This window comes from Methanocorpusculum vombati, assembly GCF_026891935.1.
Taxonomy (GTDB): Archaea; Halobacteriota; Methanomicrobia; order Methanomicrobiales; family Methanocorpusculaceae; genus Methanocorpusculum; species Methanocorpusculum vombati.
The window spans coordinates 45,304-63,647 of record NZ_JAPTGC010000006.1 but is presented as its reverse complement, the minus strand read 5'-3'; the positions used below and the strand labels follow the sequence as shown (position 1 = coordinate 63,647).

The following is an 18,344-nucleotide window of genomic DNA, read 5'->3' as shown; positions in this document are numbered from 1 at the left end:
CGGACTGCATAAATACTCAACCATGCGAAGGTGTGTCACTACTCCGGGGAGAAGGAAAAACAGACCGAAACGGGGGAAAACCGACCGGGACTGGCGGGTCAGGGAAAACCCCGCGGCAGGAGACCCGGCATCTTCAGCCGTCAGGGTAAGGATACGGGTCATTCATACCGCATGCGCGGGTGCGGACATTTCCACTCCTGCGTATGTCAGACCTGTTTGGCAAAGTACGGGGAGCGGTTCTGCACAGCCTGTGCGATTGCCGCCTTCAGCTCATCCCCATGAAGACCCCGGATGTCCACTTCGTTTCCGGTGCGGAGGAGACACGGTTTGAGTTTCCCGTCGGAGGTAACCCGGAGGCGGTTACAGTTTGCACAGAACTCCAGATTATGCATCGGCCGCACCACCTCCACTTCGGCACCGTCCAGACAGTACTTTCTGCGGTGGTGCATCCTGCGGGTGGTGACCTGGGTTGAGCGGGATGCAATGTCTTTTTCCAGATCTCCGACGACGTTTGCGTTTCCGCGGATGACATCTTCCACGTGATCGATGTGATCGGCCCAGCCGTTGACGTCCATCAGTTCGATAATCTGGAGAATAATATTTTCTTTGCCCCGGACATAGGAGAGGAACTCCTCAACTTCATCATCATTGATTCCTTTGAGGATAACCATATTGAGTTTGACCGGCGTGAGACCAACAGCAAGCGCCGCATCAATTCCTGCAAGGACATTCGGCAGAAGGTCGCGGCCGGTAATCTTCTGATACCGGTCGCGGCGCATGGTGTCAAGGCTGACATTCACGCGGGAGAGACCGGCAGACTTGAGATCGGCAGCCATTTTTTCAAGAAGTGTTCCGTTGGTGGTCATTGAGGATTCAATGTGCGGAGGAATGGATCTGATAATATCCAGAAGATCGGAACGAAGCGTCGGTTCCCCTCCGGTGAGTTTGATGGTGGTGACACCGAGTTCTGCAAAGACACCGATCAGCTCGGCTATCTCCTCTTTGGTCATCTGGATATGATGATCACCTACAGTACAGCCGTTGATCTCCTCACCTTCGTGATGGCAGTAGATACACCGGAGGTTACAGGTATTGGTTAAGGCAATTCTCACGTTGGTGATGGTTCTGCCATAGGTATCGGTGAGAATGTTATTCACTGGATTTTTTCCGGTCGTCATCAGCATCTCCGATAAAGTTCTTTGCAACAATATAGCACTCGGTGCTTCCCCTGCGGGTTGCAGTGGATCGGATTACCCGGACAGAGTAGAAGCGTTCCTTGACAAGTTCAAGAAGTTCGTTGAAATCCGTTCCCTGGAAAGATTTCATAACAAAGTTGCCGCCCTGTTTCAGGAGTTTTTCGGCAAACCGCAGTGCGTCCTCGTTCAGTGCCATGATCCGCGCCTGATCGTAGGCTTTGGCACCGGAGAGGTGCGGGGCCGCGTCGCAGACGACAACGTTGACGAGCGGCATATGTTCCATGATTTTCTCCTGAATCTCAGGCGTGGTGAAATCCCCGGTGACGGTGATGACGTTTTCCATCGGAACAATGGGGTTGAGGTCAACACCGAGCAGCTGACCCTCGGTCATGGTACGGAGAACCTGCAGCCAGCTGCCGGGGGCTGCACCAAGGTCAACAACGTTGTCGGTTTTTCGGATGATGTTGAACCGCTGGTTGATATCGATGAGTTTGTAAGCGGATCGGGCACGATACCCCTCACGCACGGATTTTCTGTATATATTGTCTTTTGTCCACTGCGACCCCATTGCGGCTGTCTCCCTGTCTCTATTATTATAGCGTAGTGCGGCAATATAATGTAGCCGGTTTTTCCAATGCATAATTTCCCGGAATAATTTCCAGGGAACAATTGAGGATCTGCTGCGCTTTTTCAGAAATTTTTCCGGGGATATCCGGGAGTTCCGGCAGGGTGTAATCACACCTTTATTCACCGAATGCATCCTGCACGATAGGAAAAGACAGGGTTACACGAAAGGAAAAACCCGGCAGAAAAACGGAACGGTTCTGTCAGCGCCAAAGAATTATACCCAAATACGGACAACACTTCTCTACCATGAAACTGGTATATACCGGCAAAACGAAGAACGTTTTCGCACTTGATGACGGAAACTATCTGCTGAAGTTTAAGGACGACTGCACCGGCGCTGACGGCGTTTTCGATCCCGGCATGAACACCATCGGCCTCACCATTGATGGCGCGGGCCGTGCCGGTCTCCGGTTGACAAAACACTTCTTTGAGATTCTCAACAACAAGGGTATCCCGACCCACTACATTGACTGCAACATCGATGACGTTACAATGACTGTCAGACCTGCCAAGACCTTTGGCAAAGGACTTGAAGTCATCTGCCGGTTCCGTGCAGTCGGCAGCTTCTACCGCCGCTACGGGGATTACATCGAAGAGGCCGCCGCCCTTCCCGCATTTGTTGAGACCACCTTAAAAGACGATGCACGTGAAGACCCGCCGATCACCAAAGATGCCCTTGACATTCTCGGTATCGTTTCTGCAAAGGATTATGAAACCTTAAAGGACCTGACCCAGAAGATTGCCACCATCATCAAGGAAGAACTTGCCAAAAAGAACATCGAACTCTACGACATCAAGTTCGAGTTCGGTAAAATCGGCGATCAAATCGTTTTGATCGATGAAATTTCCGGCGGAAACATGCGTGCGTACCGGAACGGCAAGTACATCCTGCCGCTGGACCTTGAGAAGATGGTTCTGGAAGAGTAACTCTTCCCCTGACTTTTTTCAGACATCCGTCCCCAGCAGGATTACCACATCATCCTCGTCCTGCAAAATTCCGTCCAGATATACGCCGCGCAGGTTTTTCAGATATGCAGGTCGTGTGGTAAACCATTCGGAGATCATCTTCGAGATGTAGTCTGCCCCCTGTCCCGACCCGGCAAGAACATACGGGCGGCCGTTGTTTTCCTCTGACATGTAGTAATGGAATGCCGCTTTTGCATCCGCATAGGCGAGTACTTCGGCAGTTTCTGCGGCAAGCGGGGTGGGGGATAACCGGGCGTAGGCAGTCATCTGACGATAGTAGGGGATGTAGGCGTTCAGTTCCTCCGGATAATCACTGACCGCGTCCAGTACCGCGTCGTGCACACGCTGCCGGACCTCAAACACCGTGACATCCACGTTGATTGCATACGGCTTGATCGCAGAGATGTCCGTATCCCCGTACAGATAGAATACGTCCGTTCCTACATCCGGGTTTGTCCCCTCCGCATACCAGTTGTAGGAGTTCGCATAGTTGATCGCAAGCGTTTCCGGGGTGTCGCCGGAGATATAAATTGCCGCACCGCCGATTGCAGCAAGGAGAAGCATGCCGATACACAATCGGGTAAACGGTTTCCAGTCTGGTTTGTCTGTCATGAAAAGAAGTCCGCAAGAGTTTTCTGTTGTCTGATGTCTCTGAGCATTTGTGCATAGGGGATCCAGAAGTTTGTCCGGAGACCGGCAGCCGCAGCAGCAGTTGCTTCGGCAAGTGTTCCCACCCGCACGGGTGCGGTTGCAAGGGAGGCGTGCGATGCCTCCCGGATGACCCAGGTACCGAGGGGTGCCCAGTACTCGCCGGAGACATCACGGATACAGAGCACTTTTGCGCATCTGCCGACGGATTTCAGGTACTCAAGCACCGCAAGCCGTGCCGAGTAGTATGCGCCGCCGATGGGGGAGTACTTGCTCTTGGTAAGGCCGGTTTCCCCGTCTTCAATAACCGTTTCCTCATCACCCGACCACAGTGACTGCTTCTGCCAGCGTTCGATCATCTCAAACCGCCACTCCTCCGACGGGATGAGAAGGAAACAGAGCGTGTTGCCGTGCAGTGTTGCACAGAACACCTGAAACTCCGGGAGTGCGGGCATTCTGATCACATCACGTTTCATTCCTGAGGAGATCATGTCATCGGTTGCGGTGATGGCCCAGCGCGTCGGGACAACCTTTCTCTGCACCCCGAGAAGACCGGAGGTGAGAAGATTTGTGATCTTGTACACATCCGTTCCGTTCTCAAACAGAATGCGGGCTGCCTCCGTTGCCCGGAGATCGGTGTCCGAGGTGCAGCGGTCAACGATCCGGGAGACCCGGGCGTTGTCGATCACATCCAGTTTTTTCATTGCCCCCGACATTCCGACCGGCGCGACGGTTCCGTCGAAGTTGAGATCGAACTGCACGGGCTTGGTAAATGCGACCTCAACGTCCAGCGGTTTTTCCGACAGAGCAATCTCCTGGATCTTCTCTGCATCCGGGATTTTGACGTCCAGTTCTTTTCCGCCGCGAATGGTCCGGGAGCGGATGCCTACAATATCGTCGATGGAAAGTCCGTCCTGCACCCACTGAAGAGGGTTGTCCGAGTCGTTGATCATCAGCGGGCCGCCGACCACTCTGGGGTATCCGTAACTGCCGACAAAGACGGATGGTGACGCTCCCATGTACTCGCTGACCGGCTTTACGTCTTTGAGGGCGTGAAACCGGCGGGTAATGGGGCAGGTCGGCAGACCGCAGAGACCTTTTCCTTTGCAGACAGCACACTGGGACGGCATAGCATTAATTCTGTCGGGATTTCAGTTCGTCAAGCGTTGCATCGGGATGTTTTTTCAGATACGCGGCGATTTCTGGGATATGGAGAAGCAGGCAGTCGGTACATGCCCAGACTTTACCTCCTGAGGAGCTGTCCACAAACTCGCCAAGGTCACTGTCATGACAGGGGTAGAAGGGACAGTAACAGAAGTCGCATGCCTGACCTTTGAAGTGGCAGGGGTAGTAGGGACAGCCTTCTTTCTGCCATTCGACCCAGTGTTCGCCGCCGTAACGGGAAAAGATGAAGTAGGAGGGGGTTGTGCGCGGCACGCGCCCCTCGTGCCGATCAAGGGATGCGGTTACCCCGGTGAGTACTGCGTCATATACGCGGCGTCCGACCTCGGTAAAAGTTCCGGCGTAGAGGTGTTTCGGCTCAGCGGCCGGAACTGCGGCAACCACGACGGCGTCGGAGGTTGTACCGGTAAAGTCGCGACCGAGGTTTCTGAGTGCGTGAGCTTTTGCCTCGGTTGCGGTCATGATGGTTTCGAGGATGGCAGCATCGGACATGCTTTCATCGGAGGTGACGATGATATTGATGGTATGGGGTTTTGCGGGATCCGGGTTTGGGTTGGAGACACCGGCGGTGACAAAGACAGTAATGTAGTCATACTGGAGGATGCAGAGGTTCTGCATCCATACGGCGGTCAGCAGGCCGAAGGCATCGGTTCCGTATCCTTTGCGCGCAAGTAGTTCCCGGACAAATCCCGGAGGGTCGGTATGGTCAAAGTTTTTCGGAACGGTGTGGTTGAGGATGGTGGAGATAGTTTTCAGCCCTCCGTCAATGCCGGTACTTGCTGCCCGGAACTCACCCCGGATATAGACGGTGTCTTTGTCGTAGTGGTAGCGCACGTGTTTTCTCCCCTGAAGCGTTACTACATATATTTCCCGGAATTGTTATTTCTACTCTGGGGTTGTGCCCTGCCCCGGATGAGATCAGCGGGTCCGGGGATGGCAGGCTCTCCGGAATAAAGGTGCAGCACCCGATTCTGGAAAACGTAATAGTATCAGACGCAAAATAGATACTCATGTTTTGGCAGCCGCTCTCGGTTGAGTCATGGATTGGTATGCGGAGAGGTTCTCTCTCTGATGTCAAAGACACCGTGAACACGATCATCGAAGACGTAAAGACAAACGGTGATGCCGCACTGTTTGCCCTCACGGAAAAGTTTGACCATCAGAAACTTGATTCGTTCCGTATCCCGCAGGAGGAGATCGATGCGGCCTATGATCAGGTTGCGCCGGAACTGGTGCAGGCACTGATCGAAGCAGAAGCACGCATCACTCAGTTCCATGAACTGCAGAAGAGTAAGACACTCTGGCTTGAGGAAACGGAACCGGGAATCACCCTCGGTGTCAAGACCACACCGCTTGATCGTGTCGGTGCCTATATTCCCGGAGGCCGCGCAGCTTATCCGTCCACTGTTCTGATGACGACCGTCGCAGCCAGGGTTGCCGGTGTTCCGGAGATTGTTGTCTGCACGCCGCCGCCGGTAAACCCGCTGACGCTGGTAGCCCTTGACATTGCCGGTGTTGATGAGGCATATCAGGTGGGAGGCGCCCAGGCAGTTGCGGCAATGGCTCTGGGAACCGAGACCATCAGACCTGTACAGAAGATCGTCGGCCCCGGCAATGTCTTTGTCACCCAGGCAAAGATGATGCTGCGCGAATACGCCGACATTGACTTTCCGGCAGGACCAAGCGAGATCGGTATCATCGCCGACTCCTCCGCAGAACCTGCCTTTGTTGCAGCTGATGTGTTAGCTCAGGCAGAACATGATCCAAACGCTGCCTGCGTGCTGGTGACCGACAGCGAGCGTCTCGCAGCAGACGTCGGGGAGGAGATCGCTGTGCAGATTGCAACCGCACCCCGCCGGGAAATTATGGAAAAAGCCCTCGCCCATTCCGGTTATGTGATCGCAGAGGACATGGAGGATGCAGTTCTTCTGATGAACCGCATCGCTCCCGAACACCTTTCGATCCAGACGGCAGACCCGCTTGCAACACTTTCCGGTATCCGCCATGCCGGTTCGATCTTCATCGGCCCTTACACACCGGTCGCCTGCGGTGACTATGCATCGGGAACAAACCACGTACTCCCGACGGCAGGCTATGCAAAAAGCTACTCGGCCCTTGATGTCAACCATTTCATGAAGCGGTCACAGGTGCAGATTGTCACCCGCGAAGGACTGGAGACCATCGGTGATGTGATCGAAACCCTCGCAACTGCCGAAGGACTTGCGGCTCACGCGAACTCGGTCCGCGTCCGCAGAGAATAACTTCACTCCCCGTTTTTTTGGCACTGAGCCGTCATTGCATGCATCAGTGCAACCATCTCCCGTACTTCACCCTCGCACCGCTCCTCAATTGCGGCGTACTCCTTTTCGTCGGCCATGTCCCAGACCCGTTTTCCGGTCGGCTTCTGGTCGCGGTCTCCGAGAAATCCGTTGGCAAGCTCGTTGTGTGTACACGGGTGCAGGACCGGACGCGGAATCCGCAAAAATCCGATACCGGCGGTTGCCAGATCCACTACCCGCAGTTTGCAGACGGTCTCATAGATGACCTCGGGGGGAGCAACCGCATACTCCCGGCATTTTGCTGCAAGGAACGGCAGATCAAACGTGGAGATGCCGACTCCGAGGACAAGCGGGTCACAATGCATACGTTTCTTTGCGGAGACGTGTTTCCAGGCATCTGCAAAGACCGCAAAGAGATGTTTCACCACCTCCTCTTCCGAGCCGTCCTGCCATACCCAGTGATGAGTAAAATCCTCGATAACCACACCTTCAAGAGGCCGAGCGCGGTAGATTACCCCGCCGAGCAGTGTATGTCCCTCACGGTAGGGATTAACCGCAAGTGATGCGCCGTGTTTTCGTTTCCGATCACAGGGAGGAACAAATGCCTCAAGATCAAACACGATGACCTCGGTCAGTTCAGGCCGGAAGACAACCATCTCAGAGACCTGCCGCCGTTAGTCCGATAAGCCCGACAACTCCGCTCCATATCGTGTGAACTGCAATCGCCGTGAGCAGCAGTCCTACAATCTTGGACAGAATTACTATGACGGTCTCGCCGAGGAGAGCGGTAATCCGCGAGGAAAACACCAGGAGAATCCAGATGATCAGCAGGGCAAGAACAATAGCCGCTGCGGTTATCAGAATGCCGTACTGCGAGCCGATGATCATGACGGTCGTGATCGTTCCGGGACCACACATGATTGGCGTTCCGATAATGACGCCTGCCATGGATTTCCGGACGGTTCCGGGGAGGAGTTCCACGCCGTCCCGTGCCTGTTCCGCCCGTGCTTCATGCGCAGCTTTTCCGCCGATCTCAAGGCCGAGTACAATCTGCAGACCAAGAATGAAGAGGATAATTCCACCCGCAACCTTGAAACTTTCCAGTTCAATGTTGAGAATGGAGAAGATGATGTCGTTGAACACCAGAAACACCAGCATCAGTGCTCCGGCTACTGCTGTTGCAATACCTGCCTGTTTCAGTACCTCTTTTCCGGAAAGACTGCGCGTCAGATCGATAAACATCGATGTGGACAGCAGCGGGTCCAGAATGATAAACAGCGTGATTGCTGCTGAAACAATGGAAGTGAGTATCCCCAGCATAGATGTAATTAGTGAATGGGTCTTCCTGTGATATATACGTGGGGACAGTACAGAGAGTCCGCCGGGTTGATTATGGAAAAAAGCCAATATATTAAGACAAAACGATGTATGCCGTGATCAAAAACCAGCGCCACCAGAAGATGATTCTCTTAATCGCAGCGTTTGCTATCTTCATGGACGGTCTGGACGGCTCTATTGTCAATGTTGCGCTGCCGGTAATCGCCGGAGATTTCGGGGTTGACATCTCCGGCAGTTCCTGGGTGGTGATGGCATATCTTCTGATTATGGCGGGGTTCATTCTGGCGTTTGGCAAGATTGCCGATCAGGGGCGCATCCGGCAGATCTTTTCTGTCGGGTTTGCGGTGTTTGCGATTGGATCGTTTATCTGCGCGGTGTCGCCCACGTTGTCGTGCATGATAGCCGCACGGGCACTGCAGGGACTTGGTGCGTCGATGATTGCCGCGGCGGCCCCGCTTCTGGTTACCCGGTTTTTGCCGGAAGGTATGCGCGGGCTTGGTATGGGCGTGATTGCAACAACGGGCGGTGTTGCACTGACGTTTGGCCCCCCTATCGGCGGTCTGCTTACGGCATATCTTGGATGGCACTGGATATTTCTGATCAATGTGCCGATCGGGATTGCGGCAATTATTCTCGGACGGTCCGCTATTCCTGCCCCGGCTGTTCCCGCAAAGATGGAGAGGTTTGATTTCTTCGGAACATTTGTGCTGTTCTTTGCCATTGCAGGGTTTATCCTGGTACTTGAGCGGGGTCCTGAGCTTGGGTGGACAAGTCCCGGGATTTTATTTTTTGCGGGGGTGGTTGCGGTGTGTACGGTGGTGTTCTGTCTGCATTCTCTGCGGAGCAGAAACCCGCTACTCAACATCAGAATATTCCGTCACTGGAAGTTTTCGGCGGTAACGGTGTCGTATCTGTTGACCTGTATGGTGTTTGCGGGCGTGATGTATATGGTGCCGTTTTACATGCACACGGCACTTGGTCTTGATGCGGCAGTATCCGGGCTTCTGCTGGTGGTCTCTTCGGTTATTACCGCACTCATCGGTATTCCGGTCGGTGCGTGGTGTGATCGGATCGGATGCCGCACTCCCTGTATTCTTGCGGCGGTCTGCCGTATTGCGTTCTGCACAGTGCTCCTGCTGATTGTCCCGGCGTTTGGTATTCCTGCACTGATTCCGGCCCTTGTCTGTATGGGTCTTGCATTTGGTATCTCCGGCGGTCCTGCAACGACCCGGATTGTGCAGTATGCCCCGGAAGGAGAGGCAGGTACCGGTACGTCGGTGATGATAACTTCGGATTTTCTCGGCGGGGTTTTGGGGGTTGCTGCGTATGCGGTGGTGTTTTCCCTTGCGGTGCCGGCTTCGGTTGGTGTTGCGGTAAGTGATCTTTCAGTATCCCTGTTCGTGGAAGGGTTTCACGCAACCGCAGCCCTTGGTCTTCTCTGCGGGATTGTGACGCTGATTTTGTCGGCTGCAGTGCCGAATCTTGTGACAAAACGCGAGGATCTGGTGGTCAGCGAGTAAGAACGGATGCCCGCAGTACGCGGGCTGAGCTCCGCAAAAAATGAGGATATTTGTTTAAAGGTTCTGTCCCATCAGCCGGACGAGAACAGCCTTCTGTGCATGCAGACGATTCTCTGCCTGATCCCACACACCGCTCTGCATGGAGTCGATCACCTCATCCGTGATCTCCTCACCGCGGTGGGCTGGCAGGCAGTGCAGGACGATTGCGTCCGGTGCGGCGCGTTTGAGAAGCGGCATGTCAAGACAGAAACCGTTGAAGTCCTTTAACTTCATGTCCTTGATGTCCTCTTCTCCCATGGAAATCCAGGTGTCCGTATAGATGGCGTGGGCATCGGCTACTGCCTTCTTCGGATCATCGTACTCCACAACCTTTCCGCCGTTCTCCTGCGCAAACCGGATAGCAGCCGGGTCCGGTTCGTAACCTTTCGGTGTTGCAACCGCGATCTCCATCCCGGTCTGTACCGAGGCCATGATCAGCGAGTTGCAGACGTTGTTGCCGTCACCAATCCAGGCGATCCGCAGACCGTTGAGATCTCCGAACTTCTCTTTGAGCGTAAGAGAATCTGCCATGATCTGACAGGGGTGCTCCTTATCGGACAGTGCGTTGATAACCGGGATGGATGCATACTTTGCAAACTCCGTGATCGTTTCATGCTTGTAGGTCCGCATGATTGCGCCGTGGACATACCGCGACATAACGCGTGCGGTATCGGCGATCGTTTCTCCGCGTCCAAGCTGCGTGTCCCGTGAGTTCAGATACAGCGCGTATCCGCCGAGATCATACATCCCTACATCAAAGGAGATGCGTGTCCGCGTTGATGCCTTCTCAAAGATCATTGCAAGTGTTTTTCCTGCAAGCAGCGGATGAGGGACACCTGCATACCGCTGACGTTTCAGCCGTGCGGCGAGCGTCAGAATGTCGTCGTACTCTTCGCACGAGAGATCCGTAATTGAGATAAAGTCTTTTTTCATCCCCGCAGCTCCTTCATGTGGGAAATTCTCTTCGCAAACAGTGCCTCTGTTCCGATGTCGGTCCGGTGACGGACATTGCCGGAGACGTTGCGGCACGCACTTTCTGCTGCTTCTTCCGCCTCGGTGAGGGTTGCACCCACCCCGACGAATGCCATCGTCCGGGAGGTCTGTGTCTTCAGGATACCAGCTTCTTCAATCACGTTTGCGTAATAGAGGATAGTGTTCTCATGCGGTCCGAGGGTGATCGGGTCGCCTGCATGCGGATGTTCGGGGTAGTCTTTCGGTACGAGGTACTTGCAGACCGTTGCCTGTTTCCTGAAGGAAACATCCGCAGGTGTGAGTGTTCCGGAAACGATATGCTCTGCAATCGTCACAAAGTCCGAGTCGAGGAGGGTTAACACGTTCATCGCTTCCGGGTCGCCGAACCGGGCATTGAACTCAATGACCTTCGGCCCCTCTGCCGTATTCATGAACTGACCGTACAGCACTCCTTTGTAGGGGCAGCCTTCCTTTGCAAGCGCCGCAACGGTCGCCTGCATGATGGCAAATGCTGCCTGGTAATCCGCATCGGTTACGAACGGGAAGGTGTGATCGGCAAGCGTGTAGGAACCCATGCCGCCGGTGTTCGGGCCGATGTCTCCCTCAAACGCACGTTTGTGATCCTGCACAAGCGGCATCGGGACAAGGGTCTTTCCGTCCACGAATGCCATCAGTGTGAACTCTTCGCCAAGCAGCCGTTCTTCAAGGATGATCGTCTGATCCTTAAGGGTCATTGCGTAGGCGACTGCTCCTTCGCGGTCAACCTGCTCGCCCATTACCTTTACGCCCTTGCCGCCGGTAAGACCGGTCGGTTTTACCGCAAGGTCGCCCGGATAGGATCGGATGTACTCGGCAGCCTCTTCCGGAGTCCGGCAGAGTTTATAGGCGGGGCATCCGGCGATTCCGTGTTTCTGCATCAGACTTCTGCAGAATCCCTTGTCCGTTTCAATGCGTGCGGCTGCCTGTGACGGGCCGACGCACCCGATGCCTGCTGCTGTCAGCGCGTCGGAGACGCCTGCCGCAAGCGGGGCTTCGGGACCTACAACCGCATATTCAATATTGTGCTGTTTTGCAAATGCGAGGACAATCTCTGCGTCCGTCTCCGGATGTATCAGCACTTCACGGCACAGCTTGGCGATTCCGGGATTTTTCTTTCCCATGACACAGTACAGATCTGTTTTGGTATTTTTCGATAGTGCGAGTGTGATGGCGTGTTCCCGTCCGCCGCCACCCACAACAAGTATTCTCATGTTCATATCTATCTCCTGTCCGGTAAAAAACTCAGCGGTTTAACAGCTCACTTGCCCTGACCAGCGGATGCAGGGTTACGCCGTCTGCTGCAAGCAGTGCCTCAGCCCCGCTGTCGCGATCAACCACGACGACAACTGCGTCAACAATGGCGCCTGCCTTGCGCAGTTCGTCAATGCCGTACTTTGAAGAACCGCCCGACGTTGTTACGTCCTCAATTAAGAGAACATGCTTTCCGGCAACGTTGCCGATGACCATCTGACTTTTTCCGTGATCTTTTGCTGCCGCACGGATAACCGCACACGGTTTGCCGCTTGCAAGCGACACGGCAACCGCGAGCGGCACGCCGCCCACGGCAACGCCTGCAATCACGTCAAAGGTGTAGTGTCCGGCAACTTCCTTTGCAATCTCGCCGAGCAGTGCGGGCTGCATGATAGCCGTCTTCACATCAATGTAGTATTTGCTTTTTGCACCGGAAGCGAGTGTAAAATCCCCGAATTCCACGGCCTTATATTGAATTAACAGATCTAATACCGGATTTTCCATGATCTCCGTAAAACTCCTGATGAAATATTGTGTACTATAGGAGGTGAAAGAACATTAAGTATTCCCAGGATTCGGCGTTGCACCTGAGTTCGTTTATTGCCTACGAATGATCGTCGTTGATCGAATTTCAGCCCACGGTTCGCACGGCAGAGCCCGTGCGAATCGTGGGATGATCCAGAAAAAAGGTGCAACGTCATGTTATGCCACGAAATGATTTCATAGATATTTTTTTTGGAAACAGTGTGCTGCAGAGAGCACAAAAAAGAGTGGTTAGAAGTTGTAGTTGCCCGGGATTACCATGACCCGGAGGAGTTTGATGTACTCATCGATGAGGTCCAGCGGGTTGGGGATGCTGATACCGCCAAGGGAGATGTCCGGGATACTGATGCCGCCTCCGGAACTTCCACCCGAACTGCTTCCGCCTGAGGAGGAAGAGCCCGGGGAGGAACTGTCGGAATCCTCGGTTATGCCGCTGCGGCTGATGGTTATCCATTTCCGAACGGTATCTTCTCCGTTATAGTTGGCATCCGTAACCGCGAGATATATCTGGTAGGTACCTTCACTGCTGAAGGTATATGTCGGATTGCGCTCGTTGGAGACAGCATTTCCCCCATCATTGAACATCCAGAACCAGTTGCCGGCTCCGCCGGTTGATTTGTCCGTAAAGTGGATGGTCAGCGGATTGGAGGAGTCAACGCTGTACGAGAAGTCGGCAGTTATTGCGGCAGCTGCGGGGAATGCAAAGAGCGCAGCTGCAAGGAGGAGGATTAGGGGGATAAGATATTTCTTCATATTTTTTCACCTCAGGGGGCAAGAGTGTAGTTGTCCGGGACCAGCATAACCTTCAGCAGGCGTATGAACTCTTCGATGATGTCCATCGGGTTGGGAACGGGACTGTCATCTGCAGAGAGGGCGGCTGCCCTTACTTCCATGGTTGTTGCTGCGGTTGTTGGTGCAGTTGTTGCTTTTGTTGTAGCTTTTGTGGTAGGAGCGGTTGTTGCTTTGGCACTGACAACAATTTCTTTGTAAGTTGTAACCGACTTGGAACCTTTTTTGGCTGCAAGTTCCACTTCGTACTTTCCTTCACGATCGAAAGTGTACGTGATGTTCTGATTGGTCAGTTCCTTTTGCAGGGTCCGGGACCCGTCATCAGTCTTATAGATAGACCATTTCCACGAGGTAGGTCCACTGGATTTATCAGTGAACTTCACTTCAAGTGGTGCAGGGCCGGACGTTGCGGAGGCGTCAAAGGCGGCAAGGAGGTCAGAGACAGTGATTTTGATTTCTGCACTATATGGTTTACCTAATTTTGTTGTAACCGTAACTTTTACGGTGTATGTGCCATCCTCAGAATATGTTTGATCTTTGGGTTCGCGATCATAGCTGTACTCATTCGTTCCATCGGCATCTCCATCATAGCCGAAATCCCATTCATATCCTTTATTACTGGACCCCTCGCCTTTAATTTCATCAACGGGAATCGTGGTATTCAGCTTGAACTTAACTGTCAGCGGGGCAACACCTTTCACAGGTGTTGCATCAATGGCTACCTTGTATGCGGAGGTATTCCCAGTAACAGTGATTTGATCTGTTCGTGCAACCGATGTTCCATTCTCATTTGTCGCAGTGAAACTTACGTTGTACGTACCCGGTTCGGTGTAGGTGTGGTTCGTGTTCAGGGTTGTTGCAGTACGTCCATCACCAAACTCCCAACGATAACTTGTGGGAGAATTGGTTGCAGTTGATTTAAATGTAACATTTAACGGTGCAACTCCTGTTTTTGGGCTTACATCAATCGTAGTTACAGGAACTTGTGTAACCGTAATTGTTTTTGTAGTCTCATTACCTACATCCGCACTATTTTTTGCGGTAAGCTTCACTGTGTAGGTGCCAGGAGTGTCATATGTATATGTTGCCGAAGTGGTTGTAGGTTTTGATGCACCCGATACTCCGAAATCCCATATCAGGCTTGCAGCATTCGTGGACGTACTGGTAAAGGTTACCGTAAGCGGTGCTCCGCCTTCCTGAGACGAAGCAGTGAATGAAGCAACCGGTGGTGAAACCTGCGTTACATTAATCATTTTTGAACCATTATTTAGTTCAGTGCCATTCATTGCCTTTACAGAGAGAGTATAGGTTTTTGCTTCCGTAAATTTGTAGGAGATACTTGTGCCAGTGGGATCAGTTGTTGGAGAAAGGGACGGTGATATACTCCACACATATCCTGTTGCATTGTCAACAGGAGATACTGAATATGTGATGGTTTCATTCACTTTTGGAGAAGCAGATCCAGAAATTGTCATTGCCGCACTCACCACTCCTACGCATCCGATCACCAGCCCGAGCACCAGAAGCAGCACGAGAAGTTTTCGCATCTCACGCACCTCACACAATGCCGAGCACCACAAGGATGATCGCAACCACGACGAGACCGAGAATACCGCAGCCAGCCGCGGCACCGCCGCGCATATCAAGAGCAGCACCGAATCCCTTAATCGTTGCAACCAGTGACCAGACCGCCGCAATCAGAATACCAAATCCCGGAATCCAGCCGACCGCAGCATAAGGCAGAGTACTCCGCATCACGACCGCCATCGTCTCGCCGATCTCCGCATCCTCGCCGAACACCTTGGCAAAGACGCCGGAAAGCACCCCCTGAATCAGGATAAACACAATCCACAGAATGAGTAACACCAGGATCAGCATCACCATCGCCATCATATTACTCTGCAGCGCTCCGAGAATCGGGAAGTCCGCGGTTGTAATCGGCAGGATCTTCGGCAGCACAAATGCAAGCATCACAACGGAAATAACCGCCCAGACAACTCCCGCAATCAGGAACAGCCCGACTGCATCACGCGGACCCTCACGTCCGTAGTACGCAAACGCATCCGCGGGCCGGGTCAGGAACCCGGCAATACTGCCCTCGTACGGTTTTTTCGCCTTCGGCTGCTTTGGTGCACGCTCCCGCTTGGGAGGCCGCTCCCGCCGTTCCTTCGTACGACGCTCACGCGGCTCATCATACTCATCAGCATCACGCCGGGACCGCTTTTCCCGCTTCGCCTTTCCTTTCCGCTGACGCGGCGCATCACTGCCCCCGCCGCCGAACATATCCGGAACCGACGGCTCCGACATTGCTCCCGCCGCAGCCGCCGCACCGGCAGCCCCCGTCTCCCCCAGAGGCTTGCCGCACATCGCACAGAAATGATCATCCGGATGGTTCCGCGCTCCGCAGACCGTACAGTACTTCACCGGCGCATTTCCCCGCGCCGGAGGTGACACCGTCGTCACCGAGTACTGCGCCGCAGCAGCCGCACCTCCGAACATATCCGGCTGTTCGGGAGGAATAATCTCCTCAAACTTTGCAATCCACATCTCCCGCAGATCCATCGACGGGAAGATCAGATGCATCTCCTTCTCCCCCTCACGGGAAGCAATCGTCAAACCGATTCCCGGCTCGCCGAGTTCTCCAGCAATACGGACCGCTTTCTTCAGCGTATTTACCGCGAACTCACCCGCAATCGCAAGCATCCCGTTCGTATTACCCATCAGCACAAAACGCGTATTCGTCAGATACGCAGTAAACGACGACCGCTTCACCCGCACACCCGGAGACGACATATACGTCTTCTCTCCCGGCTGCAGCGTAAGCATCTGCGGTGCCTGGGCGGCCTGCGGAGCCCCATAGCCCATACCGCCACCCATCGGCGGCGCAGCAGACGGCGGCATCATCGGAGGGACCTGCGGCATCACATGTGCCGGAAGCTTCGCTGACAGCTGAACCATCCATGCCTCGCGGGAACCCGGAGACGGGAACGTCAGAATCATCTGTTTCACCCCGGTCTGTGATCCAATTGTCAGCGCAACCGACGGCTCGCCCGACTCACTCTCCATACGGGACGCATCCATCAGCTCCGCAATGGCAAACTCCCTGCCGATCTGACCGGAAGCATTCTGAAGAATCAAACGGAGATTCGTCAGATACAGCGTATAATAGGTGCGTTTAATTCGGACACCCGCAGTTTTGAGAATCTCCATCTCACCCGGAGAATATACCGGAGACTGGGGTGACGACGCTGCCGCCGGTGCCGCGCGCACAGGTGCGGGCTGTGACGCCGGGACCGCAAAGGGCTTGTCCCCGATGACTTTCCGGATCTGATCCGCCCAGGCCTGCTGCTCGCCCGCCTTGAAGATACCTCCTACCGGAAACGACCATACCATCTCTTTATGGCCGTTCGGGGTTGACAAAACAATTTTCAGACCCGGCTCGTTACTCGGAAGTGTGATCGGGTCCGCACCCACAATATTCGTAATTTTAAACTCGCGGGGAGCTGTTCCGCCTTCAATAATCAGCCGTTCACTGGTAAGAGTGCCCGTGTACTGCTGGGTTTTCACCATGACCGGCGAAGAATAGTATCGAACCTCGCCTTCATGCATCTCTACGGGAGACATAATATATTTATTACCTATTGCCCTGATGTTATAAAAATCTGTCAAACCGTTTGAACTACCCTCATACAAGGATTTAATAGGATTTGCGATGCATTTTCTTCTGTATGACTGAAACTGAAAGCCCGATTGGGGTGGACATCTTCAAATCCCTCCTCCTCAAAGGCATCCTGATGATAATTCTCGGAGTTATCATGATGATATTTACCTTCGGGTCAATTCTTGCGATTGATTATCTGTTCGGTATTGTGCTCATCATTCTCGGTATCCAGCTTCTCACCTCGGGCTCCACGTTCCTTGGCGAGTACAAACGCACATGGTGGGTAATTCTTCTGGGAATTCTCGCAATCATCTTCGGAATCGTTGCATTCGTGTTCCCGACAATGATGACACTCTACATTGTGTTCATGATCGCGATCACCTCCCTTATCAGCGGATTTACCGACCTGGCACTTGCCATCTCCGACAAATGCGGAGTGGCAAACCGTGCCCTCGTTGCAATATCCGGTGTTCTCGGAATCATTCTTGGTATCCTGTTCATCATTTCTCCGCTCGTCGGGGCATACGTCATTGTTCAGGTAACCGGAATCTTCCTGCTTGCATTTGGTATCCTCGCAATTGCAGAAGGATTCATGGTGAAAAAGGCTGTTCAGACAGCGTAACTAAAAAGGGGACACCCCGCTTTTTTTGGGATTCACATCCCAAACCTTTTATCGGTCATTGTCCCATGAAAGACGTAGGAACACGTTATGGCCGACACAACACGGAAACTTGCAGACATTGCCGAGATTCTCGGGATTCCCGAGGATGAGTGCAGGCTGATCGCAGACGAGTATGAGGCGCTTCTCCCCTGCAAAAAGATCGGCAAAGTCCGGGTGTACGATGAAAACATAGTTGACCGGTTCAGGAAGATCGCGGACCTCCGGGCGCAGGGTCTCCCGCAGGAAGTGATCACGGCAGCAATCAGGGGCGGCAAGAGTCTGGAAGAGCGGGCACTGGAGGACATGAAGCGGATGGGGATTCAGACGCCCAAAGAGCCACAGATACAGGCGCCAAAACCGATCCCCCGGACCGAAACCGAGGAGGAACTTATCCTTGCCGTGCGGTCTGCGGAGACCGCGGTTCAGACAATGGATCACCGGATGGCCGCCATGCGGGAGAAGATTGCAGACGACAACGCAGCGATGCTGGATGCCGTTGCCGAGGTTGCAAAAGAGGTTGCAGCCCTGCGCGGCGAGGTACACACGCTGTGGGATCAGATCGCCTCACTGGAACAGTACTTCCGCGATCAGGATGCACAAAAGAAGTCCGGATTCTGGAAACGGTAAGATCCG

18 protein-coding genes are annotated in these 18,344 nt (G+C 53.7%); 5 read left to right on the top strand and 13 right to left on the bottom strand.

Annotated features, from left to right (window positions below):
• Nucleotides 1–206 precede the first annotated feature (206 nt).
• The gene (gene moaA / locus O0S09_RS05455; RefSeq protein WP_268922956.1) at nt 207–1,178 is read right to left on the bottom strand and encodes a GTP 3',8-cyclase MoaA; all 972 of its coding nucleotides are present in this window, start codon (nt 1,176–1,178) and stop codon (nt 207–209) included.
• Nucleotides 1,150–1,764, bottom strand: a complete 615-nt coding sequence (locus O0S09_RS05450; RefSeq protein ID WP_268922955.1) for an RlmE family RNA methyltransferase — start codon at nt 1,762–1,764, stop codon at nt 1,150–1,152. Before O0S09_RS05450 ends, moaA begins: the two co-directional genes overlap by 29 nt.
• Before the next feature lie 305 nt (nt 1,765–2,069).
• Between O0S09_RS05450 and O0S09_RS05445 the strand changes: the two genes are divergently transcribed.
• On the top strand, nt 2,070–2,750 hold the full coding sequence (locus O0S09_RS05445; protein ID WP_268922954.1) for a phosphoribosylaminoimidazolesuccinocarboxamide synthase: 681 nt from the start codon (nt 2,070–2,072) through the stop codon (nt 2,748–2,750).
• 18 nt (nt 2,751–2,768) lie between these two features.
• Here the strand turns inward: O0S09_RS05445 and O0S09_RS05440 are convergent, their stop codons facing one another.
• Genes O0S09_RS05440 through O0S09_RS05430 form a run of 3 tightly spaced genes read right to left on the bottom strand, consistent with a single transcriptional unit; the run spans nt 2,769 to nt 5,453 of the window.
• A complete protein-coding gene (locus tag O0S09_RS05440) occupies nt 2,769–3,401 on the bottom strand; it encodes a DUF3089 domain-containing protein (RefSeq protein ID WP_268922953.1) in 633 nt (210 codons plus the stop codon).
• The gene (locus tag O0S09_RS05435; RefSeq protein ID WP_268922952.1) at nt 3,398–4,567 is read right to left on the bottom strand and encodes a hypothetical protein; all 1,170 of its coding nucleotides are present in this window, start codon (nt 4,565–4,567) and stop codon (nt 3,398–3,400) included. The genes O0S09_RS05440 and O0S09_RS05435 overlap by 4 nt, the downstream gene beginning before the upstream one ends.
• Before the next feature lie 4 nt (nt 4,568–4,571).
• Nucleotides 4,572–5,453: an adenosylcobinamide amidohydrolase gene (locus tag O0S09_RS05430; RefSeq protein ID WP_268922951.1), complete on the bottom strand. Its 882-nt coding sequence runs from the start codon at nt 5,451–5,453 to the stop codon at nt 4,572–4,574.
• 176 nt (nt 5,454–5,629) lie between these two features.
• Between O0S09_RS05430 and hisD the strand changes: the two genes are divergently transcribed.
• A complete protein-coding gene (gene hisD / locus O0S09_RS05425; protein WP_268922950.1) occupies nt 5,630–6,880 on the top strand; it encodes a histidinol dehydrogenase in 1,251 nt (416 codons plus the stop codon).
• A gap of 2 nt (nt 6,881–6,882) precedes the next feature.
• Here the strand turns inward: hisD and O0S09_RS05420 are convergent, their stop codons facing one another.
• Nucleotides 6,883–7,554, bottom strand: a complete 672-nt coding sequence (locus O0S09_RS05420) for a hypothetical protein (RefSeq protein WP_268922949.1) — start codon at nt 7,552–7,554, stop codon at nt 6,883–6,885.
• Between the two features lies 1 nt (nt 7,555).
• On the bottom strand, nt 7,556–8,218 hold the full coding sequence (locus O0S09_RS05415) for a MarC family protein (protein WP_268922948.1): 663 nt from the start codon (nt 8,216–8,218) through the stop codon (nt 7,556–7,558).
• 104 nt (nt 8,219–8,322) lie between these two features.
• Here O0S09_RS05415 and O0S09_RS05410 point away from each other — a divergent pair, with 104 nt between their 5' ends.
• Nucleotides 8,323–9,756: an MFS transporter gene (locus tag O0S09_RS05410; protein ID WP_268922947.1), complete on the top strand. Its 1,434-nt coding sequence runs from the start codon at nt 8,323–8,325 to the stop codon at nt 9,754–9,756.
• Between the two features lie 54 nt (nt 9,757–9,810).
• Here O0S09_RS05410 and argF read toward each other — a convergent pair whose 3' ends face one another.
• From argF to O0S09_RS05380, 6 genes are all read right to left on the bottom strand, one after another.
• On the bottom strand, nt 9,811–10,728 hold the full coding sequence (gene argF, locus O0S09_RS05405; RefSeq protein WP_268922946.1) for an ornithine carbamoyltransferase: 918 nt from the start codon (nt 10,726–10,728) through the stop codon (nt 9,811–9,813).
• Nucleotides 10,725–12,023, bottom strand: a complete 1,299-nt coding sequence (gene purD, locus O0S09_RS05400) for a phosphoribosylamine--glycine ligase (RefSeq protein WP_268922945.1) — start codon at nt 12,021–12,023, stop codon at nt 10,725–10,727. The genes argF and purD overlap by 4 nt, the downstream gene beginning before the upstream one ends.
• Nucleotides 12,024–12,048: 25 nt before the next feature.
• Nucleotides 12,049–12,561 (bottom strand): orotate phosphoribosyltransferase, encoded by a 513-nt coding sequence (gene pyrE, locus O0S09_RS05395; protein WP_268922944.1) that lies wholly within the window; start codon nt 12,559–12,561, stop codon nt 12,049–12,051.
• A gap of 270 nt (nt 12,562–12,831) precedes the next feature.
• Nucleotides 12,832–13,353 (bottom strand): PKD domain-containing protein, encoded by a 522-nt coding sequence (locus O0S09_RS05390; RefSeq protein ID WP_268922943.1) that lies wholly within the window; start codon nt 13,351–13,353, stop codon nt 12,832–12,834.
• An 11-nt stretch (nt 13,354–13,364) separates the two neighbouring features.
• A complete protein-coding gene (locus O0S09_RS05385; protein ID WP_268922942.1) occupies nt 13,365–14,936 on the bottom strand; it encodes a PKD domain-containing protein in 1,572 nt (523 codons plus the stop codon).
• Nucleotides 14,937–14,946: 10 nt separating this feature from the next.
• Nucleotides 14,947–17,013: a YIP1 family protein gene (locus O0S09_RS05380; protein WP_268922941.1), complete on the bottom strand. Its 2,067-nt coding sequence runs from the start codon at nt 17,011–17,013 to the stop codon at nt 14,947–14,949.
• A gap of 104 nt (nt 17,014–17,117) precedes the next feature.
• Here O0S09_RS05380 and O0S09_RS05375 point away from each other — a divergent pair, with 104 nt between their 5' ends.
• Both O0S09_RS05375 and O0S09_RS05370 read left to right on the top strand, forming a co-directional pair.
• Nucleotides 17,118–17,672: an HdeD family acid-resistance protein gene (locus O0S09_RS05375; RefSeq protein ID WP_268922940.1), complete on the top strand. Its 555-nt coding sequence runs from the start codon at nt 17,118–17,120 to the stop codon at nt 17,670–17,672.
• Nucleotides 17,673–17,759: 87 nt separating this feature from the next.
• Nucleotides 17,760–18,338 (top strand): MerR family transcriptional regulator, encoded by a 579-nt coding sequence (locus tag O0S09_RS05370; protein ID WP_268922939.1) that lies wholly within the window; start codon nt 17,760–17,762, stop codon nt 18,336–18,338.
• Nucleotides 18,339–18,344 lie beyond the last annotated feature (6 nt).